This window comes from Micromonospora sp. WMMA1947 (assembly GCF_027497355.1).
Lineage (GTDB): Bacteria > Actinomycetota > Actinomycetes > Mycobacteriales > Micromonosporaceae > Micromonospora.
In genome coordinates, this window is the sequence record NZ_CP114909.1 from 919194 (window position 1) to 941697 (window position 22504).

A 22504-nucleotide genomic window follows, 5' to 3' on the forward strand; every position below is an offset into this window, starting at 1 on the left:
CGGTCAGTAGAGGAAGAACGGCGCGGTCGGGTTCGTCGCACGGCTGCCCGCCGGCACGTCGAGCACCTGCTCCCGCTTGACGTAGTCGAACGGGTTGTTCCGCCAGGCCGCGCCGTCCGTCTCGAACATGAACGAGAACGCGGCCAGGCCGCGGTCGCCGCCGCCCGGATACCCGGCGAGCTGGGTCACCGGGGCGCCGATCTCCACCGTCAGCGGGGTCTCCCAGGCGCCGTCGACGGTGACCTGGTGGATCGCCGAGCGCCGGTCCGCCTCGTTGCCGGCCAGCGCCAGCTCGTTCTCCGCCACCCAGTCCACCACGGTCACGCCGGTGAGCAGCGTGGTGACCCGGCGGGGCTGCCCGAGGCTGACCACGCCACCGTCGACGCTCACCGCGGCGACGAAGACCGAGCCGCCGGAGACCAGCGCGATCCGGTGCCCGTCGAGAGAACCGGCCACCGCCGTCACCGGCCCGGGCACCGACAACGGGATCTCGCTCATCCGGGCCGTACCGTCGAAGCGGTAGAGCCGGCCGTCGGCCGCCACCAGACCGGCCGGGCGGGCCTTGTTCAGCGACCTCAGCCAGGTGGGCCGGCTCATCGCCCGGAACGTGCGGTCGCCGGCGCTGAACGACGCGACCGGTTCCGGGCCGGTGCCGACCTTGAGCCGCCTGCGGTTGTCCGGCCCGGTCACCACGAGCGCGGCGAGCACCTGGTCGTCGGCGCGGGCGAGCGACGCGGAGACCACGTTGCGGTTCTCCGCGGGCGGCAGCGGCGCGGAGGCGCGCGACTCGGTGCCGAAGGCCAGGGGACGGACGGCGCCGTCGTAGACGGCGTACCGCATGGGGTCGCCGCCGCGGGGATAGGCGGCTGTCGAGACCCGCTCCCGCCGCAGGTCGACGGTGAGCCGCTTCTGGTTCTGGATCTTCAGGTCGACCTGGCCGTCCAGGTCCGACAGCGACCACGCCAGCTGGGTGCCGAGCCGGGTCAGCCGCTGCTCGTTGGCGCCCGGCATGTTGAGGTTGATCTCCCAGTGGCCGTCCGCGCCGGTCGCATTGTTGATCAGCTGGGTGCCGTCGGGCAGCCCGGTCACGGCGGGGGCCAGCCAGTCCGACGGGCGGTCGGCCAGCCACTTCATCACCTCGGTGATCCGGCGCTCGGTCGGCGCCGACGAGGGCAGGTAGCGCTGGTCCGGCACCAGCCGGGTCAGGTCGGGGTTCCAGAAGTAGACGGTACGGGGACGGTAGTACTCGCGTACCGCCGCGTCGCTGGCCAGCAGCAGGTTCGGCAGTTCGGTGATCAGCAGGCCGGTGCCGGCCGGGTCGGCCCGGCGCAGCTCGAAGACGTACTGCGTCTCGCTCGCCACCGGCGGACCGAGCGTGCCGTCGGCGCGCAGCACGCCCACCTGCTGCACCTTGAGCGTCACGGTGCTGGTGCCCTGGTTGTTCGGCGGCGTGCTCTCCGGCTTCTCCCGCAGCCGCACCACAGTCAGCTCGATCTCGCTGGCCTGCGGCTTGCCCGTCAGCAGGTCGCGGGCCTCGGCGGCGAGGAACTTCCGGGCCCGCGCGTACGCCTGGTCGCGTTCCCCGGCGGCGGCGGCCCGCAGGTAGTTCTCGACGAACGGCACCGGCTCGCTGCTGTCGGCCGGTTCCGGCGGCCGGGCCGGGCTGCCGTTGAACACCCCGGACTCGGGGGCCGGTGCCGACCCGTCCACCTGCACGTCGGTCTGGTCCGGGATGCCGCAGCCGGCGAGCGCGGCCGGCAGCAGCGCGCCGGTCAGCAGCAGGGCCAGGACGCGGCGCCTCACGGCCGTGCCTCCGCGTGGTCGCCGCCGGTGGCCGGACCGGCGGTCAGCGCCGCGACGCCGCCGCCGGGCGCGATGGCGGGCAGCTCGCCGTCGCGCGGACCGCCGAACGGCACCGTGGCGTCGGCCGGCACCAGCCGCAGCGGGCTGGTGGTGAGCCGGTCCCCGGCCCGGGCCGGCAGGGTGAGGCGGAACTGCGCGCCCTGCCCGGGCGCGCCCCACGCCTCCAGCCAGCCGCCGTGCAGGCGGGCGTCCTCCAGGCTGATCGACAGGCCCAGCCCGGTGCCGCCGGTCTGCCGGGCGCGCGACGGGTCGGCCCGCCAGAAGCGGTTGAACACCAGCTTCTCCTCCCCCGGCTTGAGGCCGACACCGTGGTCCCGAACGGTGATCGCCACCGCGCTCTGGTCCTGGCCCAGGGTGATCCGTACCGGCTTGGCCTCGCCGTGCTCGACCGCGTTGCCGACCAGGTTGCGCAGCACCCGCTCGACGCGGCGCGGGTCGACCTCGGCGATCACCGGAGTGTCCGGCAGGTCCAGCTCGATGGTCACCCCGACCCGCTCGGCCAGCCCGGCCAGCCGCTCGGCGACCCGGTGCACCACCGGCACCAGGTCGGTCGGCTCGCTGTCCAGCACCGCGAACCCGGCGTCGAACCGGCTGATCTCCAGCAGGTCGGTGAGCAGTTCCTCGAACCGGTCCAGCTCGGCCTGGAGCAGCTCGGCGCTGCGGGCCACCGCCGGGTCGAACTCGTCGCGCTCGGCGAAGATCAGGTCGGCGGCCATCCGGACCGTGGTCAGCGGCGTCCGCAGCTCGTGCGAGACGTCCGAGGTGAACCGGCGTTGCAGCCGGGACATCTCCTCCAGCCGGAGGATCTGCCGTTGCAGGTTCGTCGCCATCTGGTTGAACGAGGCGGCCAGCAGGGCGAGGTCGTCCTCGCCGGAGACCACCATGCGCTGGTCGAGCAGGCCGGCGGAGAGCCGCTGCGCGGTGCGCGCGGCGACCCGTACCGGCGTCACCACCAGCCGGGTGACCAGGGCGGCCAGCAGGCCGAGCAGGAGCACCAGCGCGACGCCGGTAGCCACCACCGTGGCCCGGGCGTCGGCCGCCGTCGCGTCCTGCCGGGCCAGGGGTACGAGGTAGTAGAGCTCGACCTGCCCGAACTTGGTGGGCACCGGGGAGCCGTAGACGAGGTATTTCGTGCGCTCGCCGCCGAGCGAGCCGGTACGGATCTGGTGCGCGACCTTGCCGGAGGCGACGGTGGCCCGCAACTCGTCCCCGATCACCGTGCCCACCGGCACGTCGGGCGTGGTCCGCGGCTCGATGAACTCGGCGAAGTTGTCGGCGGTGATCGCCACCACCACGCCGCTGGTCTGGGTGGGGTCGCCACCGGCCAGGTAGTTGACGGTGCCGTCGATGGTGTTCTGGAGCTGCGCCTCCTGCGGCTGGCTGTAGAGGTTGAACTGCTTGGCCGCGTACTCGCTGCCGTTGCTCAGCCGCAGCCGCACGTCCGTCTCGGCGTTCTCCAGCAGGATGCTCGTGATCTTGTCAGCGATCAGATAGGCGAAACCGCCCACCAGCAGACTCGACGCCACCAGCGTGATGGTGACCACACGGACCTGGAGCGACCGCCGCCACGCCTGGTGCACCGCGGCCACCAGCCGGGCGACCCGGCCGACCAGGGCGAGCCAGAGCGCCCGCACGGCGTGGAGGCGGCGGGGTGCGGGGGTCGGCGACTCGGGCAGCGAGGTCAGCACAATGCTGACCAGGCTATCCGGTACCCGCCTTGTAGCCCACGCCCCGCACGGTGAGGATGATTTCGGGTCGCTCCGGATCCGGCTCGATCTTGGCGCGCAGCCGCTGCACGTGCACGTTGACCAGGCGGGTGTCCGCCGCGTGGCGATAGCCCCAGACCTGCTCCAGCAGCACCTCGCGGGTGAAGACCTGACGCGGCTTGCGGGCGAGCGCGACCAGCAGGTCGAACTCCAGCGGCGTCAGCTTCACCTCCTCGCCGTCGCGGCTGACCGTGTGCGCCGGCACGTCGATGGTGATCTGGTTGCCGGGCGGGCCGATGGTCAGCATCTCCGGCGCCACGTCCTCGCCCCGGCGCAGCCGGGCCCGCATCCGGGCCACCAGCTCCTTGGGCTTGAACGGCTTCACCACGTAGTCGTCGGCGCCGGACTCCAGCCCGAGCACCACGTCGACGGTGTCGCTCTTGGCGGTCAGCATCACGATCGGCACGCCGGACTCGCCCCGGATGGCGCGGGCCACGTCGATTCCGCTCATCCCCGGCAGCATCAGGTCGAGCAGGACGATGTCGGGTCGGCTGTCACGGAAGGCGGCCAGCGCCCGTTCGCCGTCCGCGACGAAGGACGGCACGAAGCCCTCGCTGCGCAGCACGATGCCGAGCATCTCGGCGAGGGCGGGGTCGTCGTCGACCACGAGTACCCGGGCTCTCATGGGGTTTATCGTTCCATCCCCGTTCGTCTGGAGTGTTCGGCGTCTCCACGGCACGGTAGCGCCGAGCGGCCCCGCGCACCACCGCAAGTCGGCGTGGCCGCCCAGCGTGGCGCGCCGGGCCGGACGGGTCCACCGGATGCGGACCCGCCGTGCAACCATGATCCCCCGGGCGTCGCCCCGCCCGCCACCTCCGCTCGCCCCCGCCCAGGAGTACGCGTGCCCGACGCCGGCCCGACCGCGGTGCTCCCGCGCCGTCCGCTGACCGTCGGCGAGCTGCTCGACGCGGCCGTGCTGCTGTTGCGCGACCAGGCCCGGGTGCTCGTACCGCTCGCCCTCCTGCTGGCCCTCGCCGAACAGGCGGTGCTCCACCCGCTGCGGATGCTGGCCGGGACCGACCCGCCGTACTGGTGGCCGGCGGCGTTCGGCGAGACCCTCCCGGAGTACTGGCTGCTGCTGGCCGCCGGCGCGGGCACCGAGGCCGCGATCGTCGCGCTGCTCGGCGCCCCGGCGGCACGCGGCGCCGGGGCGGCGCTGCTGGGGCGCCGTCCGGGGCCGTCCGAGCTGCTGCGCGGCGCCCGGCTCGGCGCGACACTGCCGGCCGCCGTCCTGGTCGGGCTGACCGTCGCCGTGTCCGGCCTGACCGGGCCGGGCTGGTTCCTGGCGTACGCGCTGCTCGGCCTGGTCGTGCCGGTGCTGGTGCTGGACGGCGTGCCCGCGCACCTGGCGCCCTGGCGGGCGGTACGCCTGGCCGGCCGGGTCAGCGCGCGGGCCGCCGCGATCCGGCTGCTGGGCTACCTGGGCTGGTGGCTGATCCGGCTCGGCATCGGGCTGGGCGTCTACAACGGCCTCGCCATGCTGGGGCTGTTCGACGTCTCGGCCTGGGCGCTGCCGATCACGATCGCCGCGTTCGCCGCGGTGAACGCGCTGGCGTACCCGGCGCTCGCCTGCCTGGACGCGGTCCTGCACCTGGAGACCCGGATCCGCACCGAAGGGCTGGACATCCGGCTCTCCCGCGCCCCGGCCGGCGTCCCCGAGCCCGTCCTGCTGGCGGCGCACCGGTGAGCCGGTGGTGGACCGAGACGGTCGCGGCCCTCGGTGACGTGGTGCCGCTGCCGCTGGCCGCGCTGATCCTGCTGGCGGTCGCGTTGCTGGCGGCGCTGGCCTGGTATTTCTTCCCGGCCTGGGTGCCCCGTCGGCTGCCCCGGTTCACGATCCCCCGGCTGCGGCGCCCGCGTCTGCCCCGGGTGCGGCTGCCCCGGCTGCGGCTGTCCCGGTTCCGGCGGCGTGCCCGCCGGCCGCGCACCGATCCACCGTCCGTGCGGCTGCCCTCACCCCGGCTGCCGGAACCGGCGGCGGCCGGACCGGGACTGGCCGACCGGCTCGCGGCCGAGGGCCGGTACGCCGAAGCGGTGCGGGAGCGGCTGCGCGAGATGGTGCGGCTTCTCGTCGTCCGGCGGGTGGTGGAACCCCGACCCGGGCTCACCGTCGTGGAGCTGACCGAGGCGGCGGCCCGCACCCGGCCGCAGGTCGGGCCGGCGCTGCACGCGGCCGGGGCGATCTTCTCCGACCTCTGGTACGCCCAGCGTCCCGCCACCGCCGCGCACGACCGGCGGATGCGGGAACTCGCCGCCGACCTGCGTCGCGAGCTGACCGGGGAGGAGCAGCGGTGACCGCCACCGTCGTACCGGAGACCACGACGACGGCGGCGGCCCTGTCGGCGCCGCGCCGGCGCACGTACCGGTTACTCGTCCCGCTCGGCCTCGCCGTGCTGCTGATCGTCACCACGCTCGTGCTGCGCGCGATCGACCGGCCCGACGCCGACGAGCCCGGCTTCCTGTCCCCGGTCGCCACCGGCGACGACGGCGCCAGCAGGCTCGCGGAGGCGCTGCGCGCCCAGGGCGTACCGGTGCGCCGGGAGACGGACCTGGCGGCGGCGCTGCGTACCGCCGGGGCCGAGCCGAGCACGCTGTTCGTGCCCGCCCCCGCGCTGGTGCACCCGGACCGGCTCGGCGGCCTGACCACCCTGCCGCCCGGCAGCCGGCTGGTGCTGGTCGAGCCGTCCCGGCGGGTGCTCACCGAGCTGGACACGCCGATCGAGCCGGCCGACCGGCGCTGGGCCGCCCGGGCGGTGCCGCCGGACGCCGGCGGCACCCCGTGCCGGCTGCCCGAGGCGGTCCGGGCCGGTGCCGCCGCGATCGACCTGCAGCGCTACGCCGGGCCGGCCGAGGTCGACAGCTGCTACGGCGGCGCGCTGCTGCGCGCCCCCGGCCGGATCGAGGTGGTGCTGGCCGGCGCCAGCGACCCGTTCCGCAACGACCGGATCGACGAGTGGGGCAACGAGGCTCTCGCCACCGGCCTGCTCGGCGCCGGCCGCCCGCTGGTCTGGCTCGACCTGCTCGAGCCGGTGCCGGCGCCGACGCGCCCGAGCTGGTCGGCGGAGCCGTTCACCGAGGAGCCCACCCAGGGCGGCAGCGGCCGGTCCGAGCGGCCCGACCCGCCCGACCGCGCCGACCCGCCCCGGGAGAACCCGCTCTGGGGCGCCTTCCCGCCCTGGTTCTGGGCCCTGCTGGTGCAGCTCGCCCTGGCCGGGCTGCTCGTGGTGCTGTGGCGCGCCCGCCAGCTCGGGCCGCCGGTGTCGGAGCCGCTGCCGGTCACCGTCCGGGCCGCCGAGACGGTACGCGGCCGGGCCCGGCTCTACCGCCGGGCCGGCGCCCGGGACACCGTCGCCGAGACGCTGCGCGCCGCCGCGCTGGACCGGCTCGTGACCTGGCTCAACCTGCCCCCGGACACGCCCGACGACGAGGTGGCCGCCCGGGTCGCGGAGCGCGCCGGCACCGACCCGGAACGGGTGGCCGACCTGCTCTACGGTCCCGCCCCGGAGAAGGACCGCGAGCTGCTGGAGCTGGCCCGTGACCTGGACGCCCTGACCCGTACCCTGGCCCCGCATCCGAGCGAAGGAGACACCCGGTGACCGGACCCGTCACGACCACCGCCCCGTCCGGCGCCCGCGCCGCCCTGCACCGGCTGCGCGCCGAGGTCGCCAAGGCCGTCGTCGGGCAGGACGCCGTGGTCACCGGCCTGGTGATCGCGTTGCTCTGCCGGGGGCACGTGCTGCTGGAGGGCGTACCGGGAGTGGCCAAGACGCTGCTGGTGCGGACGCTGGCCGCCGCCCTCGACCTGGACGCCAAGCGGGTGCAGTTCACCCCGGACCTGATGCCCGGCGACGTCACCGGCTCGCTGATCTTCGACCAGCGCACCGCCGCGTTCACGTTCCGGGAGGGGCCGGTCTTCACCAACCTGCTGCTCGCCGACGAGATCAACCGGACCCCGCCGAAGACGCAGTCCGCGCTGCTGGAGGTGATGGAGGAGCGGCAGGTCTCCGTCGACGGCGAGCGCCGTCCGCTGCCCGACCCGTTCATCGTCGTGGCCACCCAGAACCCGGTCGAGTACGAGGGCACCTACCCGCTGCCCGAGGCGCAGCTCGACCGCTTCCTGCTGAAGCTGACGGTGCCGCTGCCGGAGCGCGAGGAGGAACTGGGCGTGCTGCGCGCGCACCACGCCGGCTTCGACCCGCGCGACCTGCGTGCCGCCGGCGTACGCCCGGTTGCCGGCGCCGCGGACCTGGCCGCCGCCCGGGCGGAGGTGCAGAGGGTGCACGTGGCCGAGCCGGTGCTCGGCTACATCGTGGACCTGTGCCGGGGCACCCGGGCCGCCCCGGCGCTGGAGCTGGGCGCCTCCCCCCGGGGTGTCACCGCGCTGCTGAACGCCGCCAAGGCGTGGTCCTGGCTGGCCGGTCGCGACCACGTCACCCCGGACGACGTCAAGGCGGTCGCCCGTCCGACGCTGCGGCACCGGCTGCGTCCGCGTCCGGAGGTGGAGCTGGAGGGCATCACCGTGGACGCCGTGCTGGACTCGGTGCTGGCCACCGTGCCGACGCCGCGATGACCTGGCGGGCGGGTCTGCTGCTCGGCGCGGGCGCGCTGACCCTGCCGGCCTGGCCGGCGCCGTTCCTCGGCGTCGCCGTGCTGACCGCGGCGGTGCTGCTGCTGGTGCTGCTCGACCGGGCGCTGGCGGTGCCGCCGCACGCGCTCACCGTGACCCGTTCCGGGGAGCGGACGGTCCGCCTCGGTGGCACCGCGACCGTCACGCTGCACCTGGCCAACCCGACCGACCGCACGCTGTACGCCCAGGTACGCGACGCCTGGGTGCCCTCGGCCGGGGCGCGTCCGGACGTGCCGCCGGACCGCCTGCTGACCGTGCCGCCCGGTGGCACCGCCACGCTGCCGGTCCGGCTCACCCCGACCCGGCGCGGCGACCGGCCGGCGGTGGCGCTGACCGTACGGTCGCTCGGGCCGATGCGCCTGGGCGCCCGGCAGCGCGCCGGCCGGCCCGCGACGCCTCGGTGGACGCTGCGGGTGCTGCCCCGCTTCGACTCCCGCCGGCACCTGCCGGAGAAGCTGGCCCGGTTGCGGGTCATCGACGGCGTGCAGGTGACCCGGGGGCGCGGTCACGGCACCGAGTTCGACACGTTGCGCGAGTACGCGGTGGGCGACGACGTCCGCTCGATCGACTGGCGGGGCAGCGCCCGCCGCGCCGACGTGCTGGTACGCACCTGGCGGCCGGAGCGGGACCGACGCCTGGTGTGCGTCCTGGACACCGGCCGCACGTCGGCGGTACGCCTCGGCGACGAGCCTCGGCTGGACACCGCCATCGACGCGGCGCTGCTGCTCACCGCGCTCGCCGCCCGTGCCGGTGACCGGGTGGACCTGCTGGCGGCGGACACCGAGATCCGGGCCCGGGTGACCGGCAGCGGCCGTCCGGCGTTGCTCGCCCGGCTGGTCGACGCGGTGGCGCCGTTGCAGCCCGCGCTGGCCGAGACCGACTTCGAGCTGATCGCCGCCGAGGTGCTGCGCCGGGAGCGGCAGCGCAGCCTGGTGGTGCTGTTCACCGCGCTGGAGGCGGGCGCGATCGGCGACGGGCTGTTGCCGGTGCTGCCCCGGCTGGCGACCCGGCACCGGGTGGTGCTCGCCGCGGCCGGCGACCCGGTGCTGACCGGGCTCGCCACCGCCACCCCGACCGGCCCGGACGACCCGTACGCGGCCGCGTCGGCGTGGCGAGCGCTGGCCGAGCGGGAGCGGGTACGCGCCGTCCTGTCGCGCTACGGCGTGACGGTGGTGGACGTACCGGGGCACCGGCTGGCCCCGGCGGTCGCCGACACCTATCTGCGGCTCAAGTCCCTCGGCCAGCTCTGACCGCGCGCCGGCCGAGCACCAGCGCGTACGCCAGGAAGGCCAGCCACACCGCGGCGCCCGTCGCCACCCGCAGCGGGATCGGCACCGGCGCCGGGGTGACGAACGCCTCGATCAGCGCGGAGACCGCGAAGACGCCGACCAGGCCGGCGGCGACCACGGCGGCGAGCCGTCCCGCCTCGGCGAGAGCCCGGCCGCGTCCGAGGTGCGCGGGCGGGGCGATCCAGGCCCAGGCGGTCCGCAGGCCGACCCCGGCGGCGACGAAGATGCCGGTCAGTTCCAGCAGCCCGTGCGGGGTGATCATGCCGAAGAAGACGTCGGCCCGGTCGTAGGAGATCATTACGCCGCCGACCACGCCGATGTTGAGCGCGTTCTGCCACAGCAGCCAGAACACCGGCACCACGAGCACGCCGGCGGCCAGGCACTGGGCGGCCAGCCAGGCGTTGTGCGTCCAGAGGCGGAACGCGAACGTGGGCGCGGAGAACTCGGAGTAGTAGCCGGCGAAACCGGAGTCCACCAGTTGCTTGGCCTCCTCGGCGCCGACGAACGCGGCGGCCGTGTCGGGGTTGGAGGCGACGAACCAGATGAGGAAGGCGCTCAACGCGCTGAACGCCGTGGCCACGCCGCACCACCACGGCCAGGCCCGGTAGAGGGCGGCGGGCAGGTCGGCCGTCAGGAACCGGCCCACCGCGGCCCAGGACGGCCGGGGGCGGCCGGTGACCCGGGCCCGCGCCGCGAGGACGAGGTGGGAGAGGCGGTTCACCAGCGCCGGCTCGGGTGCCCGGGCGCGCAACGCGGACAGGTGCGTGGCGGTGCGCTGGTAGAGCGCCACCAGCTCGTCGACCTCGGCCGCGTCGAGGCGACGCCGCCCGGTCAGGTGTTCCAGCCGTCGCCATTCGGCGCCGTGCTCGGCCACGTACGCGTCGAGATCCACTCACCCTCCCCCGTTCGGCGTCCATGGTGTTCACTGTCGGGGTGCGCGCGCAACCTCCCTCACCGCCTCGTTGGGCCGACGCCGGTCTGGTCAGCGGCGAGGCGGTAGAGCTGGACGTCCGGGTGGCCCGGCTGGGTTCCCGGGTGCTCGCCCTGCTGATCGACGCCGTGATCCAGCTCGTGCTGTTCCTGGTGCTCGGCGCGGTGCTGGCGATGGTCGCGCTCGCGCTGCTGGGCGACGTCCTCGACGCGGCGCTGGCCGGCGCGCTCCAGATCGTGCTGCTGGTGCTTGTCCTGCTGGGCTATCCGGTGACCATGGAGCGCTTCGCCGGTGGCCGGACGGTGGGCAAGCTGGCCGTGGGGTTGCGGGTGGTGCGGGCCGACGGCGGCCCGGTGGGCGTGGGCCAGTCGCTGACCCGGGCGCTCGTGGGCGTGGCGGTGGAGTGGCCCGGTCTGGTGCTGCCGCTGCTGAGCTGGGTCGCCGGCGTCACGGTGATGCTCACCGACCCGCGCGGTCGCCGGCTGGGCGACCTGGTCGCCGGCACGCTCGTGGTGCACAGCCGCGGCGCCGCGCACTGGCGTCCGCTGCCGCCGGCACCGCCGCCGCTGCTGGCCTGGGCGACCACGCTCGACCTGACCCGGTTCGACGACGGGCTGGCGCTGGCCGCCCGGCAGTACCTGGACCGGCTGCCCCAGCTCGCCGAGCCGGACCGTTTCCTACTGGGCCGGGCGCTGTGGGCGGAGGTCGCGGCGGTCACCTCGCCGCCTCCGCCGTGGGCCGCGCCGGACTCGGTCTACCTGTCCGCCGTGCTGGCCGAGCGGGGGCGCCGGGCCGCGCTGCGGATGGGCCGGACCCGTGCGGTCACCGCCGCGCTCTGGCCGGAGTTGGTCCCGGCGTCGGCCGCCGTGCCGCCGCACGCTGTCGCGCCTGCCGCCCTGCGTCCGGCCGCGCCGGTCGACGGCCGGTTGCGGTCCGCCGTGCCGGACGCCGGCCCCGATCCGGTACGCCGCTGAGCCGGGCTCAGGCGAACAGCGCCCGCCCCCACCAGTCGGCCGCGTCGCGTACGCCGGGCGGGCAGGCGAACAGGCCGCTGGAGACGTGCCGCAGGTACTCGTTCATGGCGTCGTTGCGGGCCAGCCGGGTCTGGATCGGCACGAACTGCCGGCGCGGATCCCGCTGGTAGGCGATGAAGAACAGACCGGCGTCGAGCCGGCCCAGCCCGTCCGAGCCGTCCACAAAGTTGTAGCCGCGACGCAGCAGGCGGGCGCCGTCGTTCGCGTCCGGGTGGGCCAGCCGTACGTGCGCGGTGTCGGCGATGAGCGGCTCCCCGTCGTCGCCCTTGGCGGCGAAGTCCGGCTCGTCGAACTCGTCGCGGCGGCCCAGCGGCGCGCCGCTGCCCTTGGTCCGGCCGACGATCATCTCCTGTTCGGCCAGCGGGCTGCGGTCCCACGTCTCGATCAGCATCCGGATCTTCCGGGTGACCAGGTAGGAGCCGCCGGTCATCCAGTCCGGACCGTCACCGGGCTGCACCCAGAGCTGGTCGCGGAGCAGGGCGGCGTCCTCGGCCTTGAGGTTGGCGGTGCCGTCCTTGAAGCCGAACAGGTTGCGGGGTGTGGCCTGGTCCCGCGACGTCGACGAGGTACGCCCGAAGCCGAGCTGCGACCAGCGGACGCTCACCACGCCCATGCCGATCCGGGCGAGGTTGCGGATGGCGTGCACCGCGACCTGCGGGTCGTTGGCGCACGCCTGGACGCAGATGTCGCCGCCGGACAGTTCCGGCCGCAGCGCGTCCCCGGCGAAGTGCGGCAGGTCGGCCAGGGCGGCCGGACGCCGGGCGGCGATGCCGAAGCGGTCCCGGCCCTGCGCGTCGCGGAAGAGCGTCGGCCCGAAGCCCACGGTGAGGGTGAGCTGCGACGGGGGCAGTCCGAGTGCCTCACCGGTGTCGTCCGGCGGGGCCTCGGGCATGCCGCCGACCGCGCCGATCACCCCGGCGTCCTTGCCGGCGGTCATCCGGGCCGCGGCGGCGGTCCACTCCTGGAGCATCGCGACCAGCCGGTCCCGGTCCTTCGTGACCACGTCGAACGCGACGAAGTGCAGCCGGTCCTGCGCCGGGGTGGTGATGCCGGCCTGGTGCTCGCCGAGGAACGGCACCGACCCGGCGGCGGATCCGGTGGCGGACGCCTCGTTCCCGCCGGCGAGCAGCGCGCCCGCGCCGCCCGCCACCCCGGCGACGCCCGCCACGCCGACGCCTGCGAGTGTCATCGCCCGGCGCCGGGACAGGCCACGGCCGGTCCGCTCGCGGTTCGGCTCGCTCGTCGCGTCGCCGTCGGCGGGGCCGGTCATCGCGCGACGGCCGCCGCGACCTTGCTGACCGGCTCGGCCAGCGCGTTCACCGTGTCCGACAGCTCCTTCAGCTCGTCCTTGCCGAGCTGGGTGTGCAGCTTCCAGCCGTCGCCGGCGCGGTGCTTGCCGAGCGTGGCCTCCACGTTCGCGAACTCGCTGTCGAGCTGCTTGACCAGGTCGGGCGCGCGCTGCTCCAGCGCCGGCCGCAGCGCGGCGATGGCCGCCTTGGAGCCCTCCAGGTTGGCGTTGAAGTCCCACAGGTCGGTGTGCGAGTAGCGCTCCTCCTCGCCGGTGATCTTGCCGCTGGCGACCTCGTCGAGCAGCGCCTTGGCGCCGTTGGCGAGCTGGAGCGGGGTGAGCTTCTCGGCGTCCGCCTTGGCGACGATCGCCTTGACGTCGACAAGGAGCCGGTCCGCGATCGGGCCGTCGGAACTGACGTCGCCGGTGGTCCAGAGGTCCTTCTCGATCCGGTGGAAGCCGGTGAACTCCATGCCCTCCTCGACCACCTCCTCACGGCCGTCGATCTTCGGGTCGAGGTCGCCGAAGCTCTCCGCCACCGGCTCGATCCGCTCCCAGTAGGTGCGGGCCACCGGGTACAGCGCCTTGGCCTTCGCCACGTCGTTCGCCTTGACCGCCGACACGAACTCCTCGGTCTTCGTCAGCAGCGCGGCGGTCTGGCTGCGCACGTACCGCTGGTAGCTCTCGGCGGCCTGGGTCAGCGCCGCGTCAGGGGCGACAGTCGCGGCGGTGCCGGAGACCTTCAGCGCGCCCCGGATGCCCCGGCCGCTCATCCCCGGCTTGCAGGCCGTCTCGTACGTGCCGGCGGTCAGCTCGACGCGCAGCTCCCGGCTGAGCCCGGGGGCGATGTTCTCCACCTCGCCCATCACCCGGTCACCCGCGGCGTAGACGTAGAACTCGTTGACCTTGGAACCGGTGTTCGTCACCTTGAAGGTCACCTGGCCGGCGTCGATCTCGGTGTCGCCGACCTCGCAGACGGTGTCGGTGGCCTTGACGGCGATCGGACCGCCGTTCGTGGCGTCGGCGTCGTCACCGCCTCCGCAGCCGGCCAGTCCGGCGACGGCGAGCAGCCCGGCAGCGGCGGGCGCGACGAGTCGAGTGGTACGCATCGTGCGGGGTCTCCTCGGGAACGGGCGGGTCAGGCGCGGGGGGACGGAACGGCGGCGACGTCGGCCGGCGCGTCGGACGTGTCGGCTGCGGGCGCGGCGGCCGGGACCGGCTCGGCGGGCCGGGCCGGCTTCGCGGGTTGAGCGGGCTTGGCCGGCTTGCGCAGGAAGAGCACGAGCACCGGCACCGCGTACGCGACCCAGGCGACCAGTTCCAGCACCGTCGGCGCGGCGGTGACGTTGAACATGCCGGCGAGCAGCGCGCCGTACCAGGAACTCGGGTCGAGCGTGGCCGAGATGTCGAACGCCAGGTCGTTCAGGCCGGGCAGCACGCCCGCCTCCTGGAAGTCGTGCACGCCGTACTTGAGGATGCCGGCGGCGACCAGGATGAGCAGCGCGCCGGTCCAGGTGAAGAACCGGCTCAGGTTGATCCGTACCGCGCTGCGGTAGAGCAGGAAGCCGATCACGACGGCGGTGGCGATTCCGCCGGCCAGGGCGAGCAGCGAGCCGGGCCCGGTGCCGCCGGCTGCGCTCTCGGCGGCGGCGTAGAAGATCAGCGCGGTTTCCAGGCCCTCACGGATGACCGCGAGGAACGCCATGCCGGCGACGGCCAGGGAGCCGACCGCGAGCGCGTCGGTGAGCTTGCCGCGCAGCTCCCCGGCGATGGTGCGGGCGGCCCGGCGCATCCAGAAGATCATCCAGGTCACGAAGACCACGGCGGCGACCGAGGTGACCGCCTCGAACAGCTCGCGCGACTCGGAGGTGCGCAGCAGTGAGGTCGACGTGTACTGGATCAGGGAGCCGAAGCCGACGGAGAGCGCCACGGCCAGGCCGACACCGGCCCACACCTGCGGCAGCCGGTCCCGGCGCTGCGACTTGACCAGGAAGGCGACGAGGATGCTGACCACGAGCGTCGCTTCCAGACCTTCACGCAGGCCGATCAAGTACGTGGCGAACATCAGGCACTCCGTCGTCGCTGAGTTAGGGCAGGCATACCTTGCTCCTGTTCACAGCAAACGTCAAGCTGATCCGGGTAACGTCACCCGGTTCGCCACCTGACGGCCTTCCCCCGTACGCGAAAAGGGACCGGGGTCGGCCGCGCGGCCGACCCCGGTCCCTTCGGGAGCGTGGAACTCAGTAGCGGTAGTGGTCGGGCTTGAACGGGCCTTCCGGGGAGACGCCCAGGTAGGAGGCCTGTTCCTTGGTCAGCGTGGTCAGCTTGGCGCCGAGGGCGTCCAGGTGCAGGCGGGCGACCTTCTCGTCCAGGTGCTTGGGCAGCACGTAGACACCGATCGGGTACTCGTCGGTCTTGGTGAACAGCTCGATCTGGGCGATCGTCTGGTTGGCGAACGAGTTCGACATCACGAAGCTCGGGTGACCGGTGGCGTTGCCCAGGTTCAGCAGACGACCCTCGGACAACACGATGATCGCGTGGCCGTCGTCGAAACGCCACACGTCGACCTGCGGCTTGATGTTCTCCCGCGTCACATCGCTGCGCTTGGCCAGACCGGCCATGTCGATCTCGTTGTCGAAGTGCCCGATGTTACCCACGATCGCCTGGTGCTTCATCCGCGCCATGTGCTCGTTGGTGATGACGTCGAAGCAGCCCGTCGCGGTGATGAAGATGTCCGCCTGCTCCACCACGTCATCCAGCGTGGCGACCTGGTAGCCGTCCATCGCCGCCTGCAACGCGCAGATCGGGTCGACCTCGGTCACCACCACCCGGGCACCCTGCCCACGCAGCGACTCCGCGCAACCCTTACCCACATCGCCGTAGCCCATCACCACGGCCATCTTCCCGCCGATCAACACATCGGTGGCCCGGTTGATGCCGTCGATCAGCGAGTGCCGGCAGCCGTACTTGTTGTCGAACTTGCTCTTCGTCACCGAGTCGTTGACGTTGATCGCCGGGAACAACAACGCCCCGGCGCGGTGCATCTCGTAGAGCCGGTGCACGCCGGTGGTGGTCTCCTCGGTGACGCCCTTGATGCCGGCGGCGATCCGGGTCCACCGCTGGTTGTCCTCGGCCAGCGACCGGTGCAGCAGCTCGAGGATGACCGCGTACTCCTCCGAGTCAGCCGACTCCACCGGCGGCACGACACCCGCCTTCTCGAACTCGGCGCCCTTATGGACGAGCAGGGTGGCGTCGCCGCCGTCGTCGAGGATCATGTTCGGGCCCTGCCCGTCGGGCCAGGCGAGCACCTGCTCGGTGCACCACCAGTATTCGGGCAGCGTTTCGCCCTTCCAGGCGTAGACCGGCACACCCGCCGGGGCCTCCGGGGTGCCCTCCGGGCCGACCACGATCGCCGCGGCCGCGTGGTCCTGGGTGGAGAAAATATTGCACGACGCCCACCGGACCCGCGCGCCCAACGCGACCAGAGTCTCGATCAGAACAGCGGTCTGCACCGTCATGTGCAACGAACCAGTGATACGGGCACCGGCCAACGGCTGAACCTCGGCGAACTCACGCCGAATCGCCATCAGACCGGGCATCTCATGCTCGGCGAGCCGGATCTCCTTACGCCCGAACTCGGCAAGCGACAGATCCGCCACCTTGTAGTCGCCCTCGGCGAGGGTGCTCGGCCGGGCCTGCGACGACGCGCCGCTGGAGGCCGCCGGGAGGGTGCTGGTCATGGAAGCTCCTGTCGAACGATGGTGGTGCGCAGCCTTCCACCTTACGCTCGCGGGCCGTTCGACCCGTGCCCGGTTGGCCGACCGCGCAATCGGCCGGTCGGCGGACAGCGCACGGGGCGGTCGGTCGTGAGCGGACTTTCCACTCACGGCCCGGCCGCCCCGTGCATCCCCCCGGTTTGGTTCCCCCGCACGTCACCGGACCTTCGTCGCGACAACGCTGCGTACCCATAGAGTCACACCAGGCGGGGTGGCCGTCAAGCTATTTCGGAAAAGTCGGACTTGCGCGGATCAGTGCATGCCGCACGTGGCGACGAACGCCTCTCCCGCCCCGCTCACCGCCAGCGGGCCACCGGCCGCCGTACCCACAGCGGCCTGACCCGCGCCCAGCGTCACCACGCCCACACCGTCGTCCACGGTCAGCTTCCCGGCCCGGCAGAGCACCACCCGCGGCCCGGGCAGCGTCAACCGCACCCCGGACGACCCGGCGGTCACCTCGACCCGGTGCAGCGCGAAGTCCTCCACCGGCACCGGCCAGGTCAGCACGCCCGGCTCCACCTGCTCCGGCCGCAGCACCGGCTCGGTCAGCACCTCGAACCGGAGCACCCGCAGCAACTCGTCCACGTCGACCCGCTTCGGGGTCAGCCCGCCGCGCAACACGTTGTCACTGGCCGCCATGATCTCGACGCCGGTACCGCGCAGGTAGGCGTGCAGGTTCCCGGCCGGCATCCAGATGCCCTCGCCGGGCGCCAGCCGGACGTGGTGCAGCAGCAACGCCACCACCACACCCGGGTCGGCCGGATAGCCGGACGCCAGCGCGCGGACCAGCTCGGCGTCCGCCGAGGCCGGACCCGCGTCCGCCGCCGCCAGCACGGCCGCCACCAGCCCGGCGCGCTCCGCCTGCGGCCAGCTCAGCAGCAGACGTACCGCCTCCCGCAGCCCCGCCGGCCCGTCGCGCAACGCCGCCACCACAGGTTCCAGCGCGGGTACGCCGAACGCGGCGATCGCCGCCGCCGACTCCCCCGGGTCGCGGAAGCCGCACAGGGCGTCGAACTCCGAGAGCGCCACCAACAGCTCCGGCTTGTGGTACGGGTCCACGTAGTTGACCCGCCCGACGTCGGCGGCGTGCCCCGCGCGGGCCTGCTCGGCGTCCGGATGCGCCTGGAGGCTCAGCGGCGCGTCGGCGGCCAGCACCTTCAGCAGGAACGGCAGCCGGGTGCCGAACCGGCCGACCAGCCGCTCACCCAGCCAGTGGCCCGGCTCGGCCACCAGCAGCTCGGTGAGGCTGACCGGCCGGCCGTCGCGCTGCACGGTGGCCGGTGCGCCCGGGTGGGCGCCCAGCCACAGCTCCGCCTCCGGCCCGTTGCTCGGCACCGGACGCCCCTGCAACTCGGCGATCGCGGTGCGCGAGCCCCAGGCGTAGTCACGGATCCGGCCCTGCAACAACTCCATCGGTCAGCTCCCGGGCCGCCCGGCCACCTCGTCGGCCGTGGGCGTCCCACCAGTGGTCAGGGTCTCCGGGACGGCGGTGTCCGCCGCCTGCCCGGTGCCGGCCCGCTCGGCGGCGGCCGAGTAGATGTCCGGCTCCAGGTAGATCACCCGCGCGGTGGGCACCTCGCGGCGGATCCGCGCCTCGACCGCGTTGATGTCGCGGGCCAGGTCCTGGGCGGTCTCCCAGGCCGGCACCGCGATCTTCGCGGCCACCATGAGCTCCTCCGGGCCGAGGTAGAGCGTCTTCATGTGGATGATCCGCTCGACCTCGGGACCGTTCGTCACGGCCTGCTCGATCTTGTCGAGCTCGCTCTGCTCGGCGCCCTCGCCGAGCAGCAGGCTCTTGGTCTCGATCGCCAGCGTGATCGCGATGACCACCAGCAGCACGCCGATCATCGCGGTGCCCGCCGCGTCCCACATGCCGTTGCCGGTGATCAGCGTCATACCGACGCCGAACAGCGCGAAGACCAGACCCACGAGCGCGCCGAAGTCCTCCAGCAGCACCACCGGAAGCTCCGGCGCCTTGGCCCGGCGGATGAACCGGACCCAGCTCTGGTTGCCCCGGATCAGGTTCGACTCCTTGATCGCGGTACGGAAGGAGAAGCTCTCCATCACGATCGCCGCGACCAGCACCGCCACCGGCACCCAGTGCCAGCTCTCGATCGGGTGCGGATCGGACGCCTTGTGGTACGCCTCGTAGAGCGCGAACAGGCCACCGATGCTGAACAGCACGATCGCCACGATGAACGCGTAGATGTAGCGCTCCCGGCCGTACCCGAACGGGTGCTGGGGCGTGGCCCGCCGCTTGGCACGACGGCCGCCGAGCAACAGCAGGCCCTGGTTGCCGGAGTCGGCCACCGAGTGGATCGACTCGGCCAGCATCGACGACGAGCCGGTCAGGGCGAACGCGACGAACTTGGTGACGGCGATGCCGAGGTTCGCCGCCAGGGCGGCGACGATCGCCTTCGTGCCCCCGTTTGCGCTCATTTCCCGCCTCGCTCGATGCCCCGTGTGCTCACTGGTTCGCCAGCTCCTTCATCTCCGTGATGGCCGGTACCGCCATCGGGTCCAGCCCGTGGGCCAGGGCGAGGTAGATCGAGGCGAAGTCGGGGACCGCCACCAGCGACGCGAGCCGCTCCAGCGCGGAGCCACCCTCGGCGGTCACCACGTCGCAGCGCACCCCGCGCCGCTCGGCGAGCGTCTGCACCGCGTCCGCGCGACGCTCCTCCACCGCCAGCGGCTCGTCGGTGTCGTCGTCGGCGTTGAGCCCGCCGTCGCGCAGCAGCACCAGCCGCAGCCGGGTGCCGTCGGGCTCGTCGTCGCCCGGGTCGGCGAAGATGTCCCGCTCGCCCTCGGCCAGGCCGCCGAACACGCCGTCGAGCAGGCCGACGCGACCCCGGCCCGCCTCGCCCAGCGCACCGGCGACCACCGGGTAGCGGGCGTTCGCGGACAACGTGTCACCGAACCGCCGGGCGGCCACGGTGGCCAGCGGGGACGAACCCCACACGATCGGGATCGACCCGGACAGGCCCAGCGCCAGCGACTTCGCCGGGTTGACGAAGGACTCGGCGGTCGGCCGGCATCGATCGGCGTCGGCGTCCAGCCGGGCCGCCGTCTCGGCCAGATCCGCCTCGTTGACCTTCACGAGCCCGAGGGTACGGGCGGCCAGCAGAACCGGCACGGTGAGCGCCCAGAGGCTGGCCCGGGCCGGCGCGCGCCGGGGAACCGGGATGAACGGCGCGCGGGCCCGCTCGGCCACCGACTGGAGCTGCGAGTCGGGCGCACCGACCGCCACCAGCCGTGCCCCGCGCCGGTGCGCCGCCTCGGCCGCGCCCAGCGCCTCCGGGCTACGGCCGGACGCGCTCACCGCGATCACCACGTCCGCCGCGCCCACCCAGCCCGGCACACCGGCGCTGCGGTGCGGGATGACCGGCACCGGGCAGCGCGGCCCGGCGACGGTGGCCAGCACGTCACCGGTACGCCCGGCGGTGCCGATGCCGGCGATGACCACCGCGCGCGGTCGTCCGTCGTCGGCGAGCACGGACAGGTTCGCCTCCGCGGCCAGCGCCGCGGACTCGCGTACCTGGGCGCCCGCGGACGCGGTGAACCGGAGCATGCCACCCGGATCGCGCTCGGAGAGCTGCGCCGCGTCGTCGAGCAGGGCCTCGTCGGCGCGCCGGTGGCCGCTGACCCCGGCCGTCCCCTCCATCACCGCGACGACCCGCCCCGCGCCTCGTCGGCGGCGGGTCCACCGCGCGCCTCGTCCAGCAGGAGCACCGGGACGTCGTCCCGGACCTCGAAGATGCGACCGCACTCGGTGCAGGTGAGCGTCTGCGCCTGCGCGTCGTAGTCGAGCGGGGCGTGGTGCGTGTCCGGGCAGGCGAGAATGTCGAGCAACTGCGGGTCCAGGGCCACGGCGCGGCTCCTTCCACGTATGCGGTCTCACCGGTCGGCGGTGCCGGTCGGCGCAGGCGATCTTATCGGCCGAGCGGCCCCGGCACGGGGCCCCGTTCAGCCCCGGTTGTCCGTCCTCCGGTCGGGCAGGTGGCGGCTACCGGGTCACGGCGTGACCACCCACCGTCACGGTAACCCCGGGAGCCGGTCGGGTTCCGGCTCAGTCCGGCAAGCGGGGCAGGACGCTCGTCGCGTCCCCGCCCGCAGCGGCCGAGGGCGGGATGCCCGGCCCGCCCGCACCTGCCGTGTGCGGGGGCGGGGGCAGGACACTCGTCGCCTCCGCGCCCGCCGGGGGCGCCGGCCCGGGCGCGGGCGCGCCGTACACGTTGCCGGCCGGGCGGGGCGGCGTCGCGCCCCCGTACACCGTGGGGGCCGGTCCGGGCGTGCCGGAGCGGTAGGTGGTGGTGCTGCGCGGCAGCGGGACCGGCGGAAGGTCGGCGGCGTTCCCGCCGCCGGCCCGGTCGGCGCGGTTGCGGCGCAGCAGCAGGACGATGAGGGCGGCGCCGACGAGCACCAGCCCGATGCCGAACCACATGATCAGGGAACCTCCGAACGACGAGTCGTCGGCCGCGGCGGCGGCCGGGGCGACGGCGGCGGCCACCGGCGACGTGTCGGTCACCTCGGCCGCCGGGGTCTCGCTCGCGCTGGGCGTCGGCGAGGGCTTGCGGGACGGGCTGGGGCTCGGCGTCCGGGGGGCGCCCACCAGCCGGGCCGACCCGCCGGCCCGCCCGAGCACGTCGCCGTTCGCGGCGGTCGCCTCGCCGGCCAGCTCCAGCCGACCGCCGACGGCGCCGGGCAGGAAGGACACCCGGTAGCGCACGCTGACGCCCTTGCCCTTGCACAGCGGCCGGTCGACCGGCGCGACTGCGGCGGTGGCGACGGCGCCGTCCCCGGAGACCGGCACCGGCACCCATCGGCCACCGGACGCCACCTGCACCCGGACCTGGTCCGCCCGCAGACCCTCCAGGCGGAGCCCGATCGCGGTACGCAGCTGCACGCAGCCGTCGGTCCGCTTGCGCACCTCGACCGCCACCGTGCCCGGCGGGCCACCGGCGGTGAAGCTGTTCGCCGAACGCAGTCCCACCCGGTCGTCCCGGGCCGACGCCGGCGACGCCGGGACGGCGATCAGGCCACCCAGCAGCGCGCCGACCATGGCCCACCGCGCCGCGTGCCGCCTCACCGACATCTCCACCTCACCGTTGCGTCCGGACCGGATCCGCCGGTCAGGTTACTACCGGCCCCTCCAGGCACCCGGGCATCGAGCACGCCACATGTGTGCCGCGCCACGCGATCACCGCCCGCCCAGGTCACCGCCCGACGCGCCTGCCTCGGCGAGCGCCCGCCGGCACAGCCGGTCGGCCGTCCGGGTCGTCTCCGGCAGCCGGTACCGGGGCGTCAGAGCCAGTACCCGCCGCACCGCGTTGTCCAACCCCATCCGGTGCCCGACACTCACGAAGACCGGCCGGACACCGTCCTGAGTCCGCAGTACCCGCCCGACCACCTCGCCGCCGTCGCACAGGTCGGCGCTGTCACCCCGCTCCGGGCCGGGCCCGGTCCACGAGCCGACGAGCGGCGTCTTGCCCACCCCGATGGTGGGCAGCCCGGTCACCAGGCCCAGGTGGCAGGCCAGCCCGAACCGTCGCGGGTGTGCCAGCCCGTGCCCGTCGCAGACCAGCAGCTCGGGACGGGTGGTGAGCCGGTCCAGCGCGGCCAGCAACGCCGGCATCTCGCGGAACGCGAACAGCCCCGGCACGTACGGGAAGGCGGGCCGCCCCACGCACACCGCCTCGTCGACCACGTCGAGGGTGGTCGCGTCCAGGACCGTGACGGCCGCGGCGAGCAAGTCACCGCCGGGCGCGTACGCCACGTCCAGCCCGGCCACCGTCGCGGGCGTGGCGGGACCGGGCCCGGTCAGGTCCACCCGGGACCGCAACTCCTCCTGTACGCGTCTCGCCTCCGCCACGTCGGCGGGCGGCACATAGGGCACGGGTGAACCGTCGGTGGAGGGCATGAGGTTCCCGTGC

20 protein-coding genes are annotated in these 22504 nt (G+C 74.3%); 6 read left to right on the forward strand and 14 right to left on the reverse strand.

Annotated features, from left to right (window positions below; genetic code table 11):
- Positions 1-3 precede the first annotated feature (3 nt).
- From O7604_RS04395 to mtrA, 3 genes are read right to left on the reverse strand one after another with little or no spacing between them, the layout of a single operon-like run.
- Positions 4-1803 carry an LpqB family beta-propeller domain-containing protein gene (locus O7604_RS04395; protein ID WP_281578935.1) on the reverse strand — a complete coding sequence of 600 codons (1800 nt, stop codon included), beginning with the start codon at positions 1801-1803 and terminating at the stop codon, positions 4-6.
- Positions 1800-3551 (reverse strand): MtrAB system histidine kinase MtrB, encoded by a 1752-nt coding sequence (mtrB, locus tag O7604_RS04400; protein WP_281578936.1) that lies wholly within the window; start codon positions 3549-3551, stop codon positions 1800-1802. Before mtrB ends, O7604_RS04395 begins: the two co-directional genes overlap by 4 nt.
- A 13-nt stretch (positions 3552-3564) precedes the next feature.
- Positions 3565-4254 carry an MtrAB system response regulator MtrA gene (gene mtrA, locus O7604_RS04405; RefSeq protein WP_088969953.1) on the reverse strand — a complete coding sequence of 230 codons (690 nt, stop codon included), beginning with the start codon at positions 4252-4254 and terminating at the stop codon, positions 3565-3567.
- 216 nt (positions 4255-4470) lie between these two features.
- Between mtrA and O7604_RS04410 the strand changes: the two genes are divergently transcribed.
- Genes O7604_RS04410 through O7604_RS04430 form a run of 5 tightly spaced genes read left to right on the forward strand, consistent with a single transcriptional unit; the run spans position 4471 to position 9506 of the window.
- Positions 4471-5316, forward strand: a complete 846-nt coding sequence (locus O7604_RS04410) for a hypothetical protein (protein ID WP_281578937.1) — start codon at positions 4471-4473, stop codon at positions 5314-5316.
- The gene (locus tag O7604_RS04415; RefSeq protein ID WP_281578938.1) at positions 5313-5924 is read left to right on the forward strand and encodes a DUF4129 domain-containing protein; all 612 of its coding nucleotides are present in this window, start codon (positions 5313-5315) and stop codon (positions 5922-5924) included. Before O7604_RS04410 ends, O7604_RS04415 begins: the two co-directional genes overlap by 4 nt.
- Positions 5921-7225, forward strand: coding sequence for a DUF4350 domain-containing protein (locus O7604_RS04420; protein ID WP_281578939.1), 1305 nt, complete (start codon positions 5921-5923; stop codon positions 7223-7225). The genes O7604_RS04415 and O7604_RS04420 overlap by 4 nt, the downstream gene beginning before the upstream one ends.
- A complete protein-coding gene (locus O7604_RS04425) occupies positions 7222-8199 on the forward strand; it encodes a MoxR family ATPase (protein WP_281578940.1) in 978 nt (325 codons plus the stop codon). Before O7604_RS04420 ends, O7604_RS04425 begins: the two co-directional genes overlap by 4 nt.
- Positions 8196-9506 carry a DUF58 domain-containing protein gene (locus tag O7604_RS04430; RefSeq protein WP_281578941.1) on the forward strand — a complete coding sequence of 437 codons (1311 nt, stop codon included), beginning with the start codon at positions 8196-8198 and terminating at the stop codon, positions 9504-9506. The genes O7604_RS04425 and O7604_RS04430 overlap by 4 nt, the downstream gene beginning before the upstream one ends.
- Here O7604_RS04430 and O7604_RS04435 read toward each other — a convergent pair.
- On the reverse strand, positions 9484-10437 hold the full coding sequence (locus O7604_RS04435; protein WP_269702022.1) for a stage II sporulation protein M: 954 nt from the start codon (positions 10435-10437) through the stop codon (positions 9484-9486). The genes O7604_RS04430 and O7604_RS04435 overlap by 23 nt on opposite strands.
- A 41-nt stretch (positions 10438-10478) precedes the next feature.
- On the opposite strand from O7604_RS04435, the gene O7604_RS04440 reads away from it, so the two are divergent.
- Positions 10479-11450: an RDD family protein gene (locus O7604_RS04440; protein WP_281578942.1), complete on the forward strand. Its 972-nt coding sequence runs from the start codon at positions 10479-10481 to the stop codon at positions 11448-11450.
- Positions 11451-11457: 7 nt separating this feature from the next.
- On the opposite strand, the gene efeB is transcribed toward O7604_RS04440, so the two are convergent.
- From efeB to nfi, 10 genes are all read right to left on the reverse strand, one after another.
- The gene (gene efeB / locus O7604_RS04445; RefSeq protein WP_281578943.1) at positions 11458-12780 is read right to left on the reverse strand and encodes an iron uptake transporter deferrochelatase/peroxidase subunit; all 1323 of its coding nucleotides are present in this window, start codon (positions 12778-12780) and stop codon (positions 11458-11460) included.
- Positions 12777-13907, reverse strand: a complete 1131-nt coding sequence (gene efeO / locus O7604_RS04450; RefSeq protein ID WP_281578944.1) for an iron uptake system protein EfeO — start codon at positions 13905-13907, stop codon at positions 12777-12779. The genes efeB and efeO overlap by 4 nt, the downstream gene beginning before the upstream one ends.
- A gap of 29 nt (positions 13908-13936) precedes the next feature.
- Positions 13937-14863, reverse strand: coding sequence for an iron uptake transporter permease EfeU (gene efeU / locus O7604_RS04455; protein ID WP_281578945.1), 927 nt, complete (start codon positions 14861-14863; stop codon positions 13937-13939).
- Between the two features lie 175 nt (positions 14864-15038).
- Positions 15039-16538 carry an adenosylhomocysteinase gene (gene ahcY / locus O7604_RS04460; protein WP_281578946.1) on the reverse strand — a complete coding sequence of 500 codons (1500 nt, stop codon included), beginning with the start codon at positions 16536-16538 and terminating at the stop codon, positions 15039-15041.
- 288 nt (positions 16539-16826) lie between these two features.
- Complete coding sequence (gene manA / locus O7604_RS04465; RefSeq protein ID WP_281578947.1) at positions 16827-17987, reverse strand: mannose-6-phosphate isomerase, class I; 1161 nt, start codon at positions 17985-17987, stop codon at positions 16827-16829.
- A gap of 3 nt (positions 17988-17990) precedes the next feature.
- On the reverse strand, positions 17991-19013 hold the full coding sequence (locus O7604_RS04470) for a cation diffusion facilitator family transporter (protein WP_281578948.1): 1023 nt from the start codon (positions 19011-19013) through the stop codon (positions 17991-17993).
- Positions 19014-19041: 28 nt separating this feature from the next.
- Positions 19042-20238: an SIS domain-containing protein gene (locus O7604_RS04475; protein ID WP_281578949.1), complete on the reverse strand. Its 1197-nt coding sequence runs from the start codon at positions 20236-20238 to the stop codon at positions 19042-19044.
- Entirely contained in the window at positions 20235-20441 is a 207-nt protein-coding gene (locus O7604_RS04480; RefSeq protein ID WP_091418686.1) for a Trm112 family protein, read from the reverse strand. Before O7604_RS04480 ends, O7604_RS04475 begins: the two co-directional genes overlap by 4 nt.
- A 199-nt stretch (positions 20442-20640) precedes the next feature.
- Positions 20641-21666: a hypothetical protein gene (locus tag O7604_RS04485; protein WP_281578950.1), complete on the reverse strand. Its 1026-nt coding sequence runs from the start codon at positions 21664-21666 to the stop codon at positions 20641-20643.
- Between the two features lie 105 nt (positions 21667-21771).
- Complete coding sequence (gene nfi / locus O7604_RS04490; RefSeq protein WP_281578951.1) at positions 21772-22491, reverse strand: deoxyribonuclease V; 720 nt, start codon at positions 22489-22491, stop codon at positions 21772-21774.
- Positions 22492-22504: the final 13 nt, after the last annotated feature.

Coding starts and splice junctions, on each gene's coding strand:
- O7604_RS04485 (WP_281578950.1), bottom strand. CDS start 21,666: ATGTCGGTGAGGCGGCACGCGGCGCGGTGGGCCATGGTCGGCGCGCTG.
- efeO (WP_281578944.1), bottom strand. CDS start 13,907: ATGCGTACCACTCGACTCGTCGCGCCCGCCGCTGCCGGGCTGCTCGCC.
- efeU (WP_281578945.1), bottom strand. CDS start 14,863: ATGTTCGCCACGTACTTGATCGGCCTGCGTGAAGGTCTGGAAGCGACG.
- efeB (WP_281578943.1), bottom strand. CDS start 12,780: ATGACCGGCCCCGCCGACGGCGACGCGACGAGCGAGCCGAACCGCGAG.
- mtrA (WP_088969953.1), bottom strand. CDS start 4,254: ATGAGAGCCCGGGTACTCGTGGTCGACGACGACCCCGCCCTCGCCGAG.
- manA (WP_281578947.1), bottom strand. CDS start 17,987: ATGGAGTTGTTGCAGGGCCGGATCCGTGACTACGCCTGGGGCTCGCGC.
- ahcY (WP_281578946.1), bottom strand. CDS start 16,538: ATGACCAGCACCCTCCCGGCGGCCTCCAGCGGCGCGTCGTCGCAGGCC.
- nfi (WP_281578951.1), bottom strand. CDS start 22,491: ATGCCCTCCACCGACGGTTCACCCGTGCCCTATGTGCCGCCCGCCGAC.
- O7604_RS04470 (WP_281578948.1), bottom strand. CDS start 19,013: ATGAGCGCAAACGGGGGCACGAAGGCGATCGTCGCCGCCCTGGCGGCG.
- O7604_RS04430 (WP_281578941.1), top strand. CDS start 8,196: ATGACCTGGCGGGCGGGTCTGCTGCTCGGCGCGGGCGCGCTGACCCTG.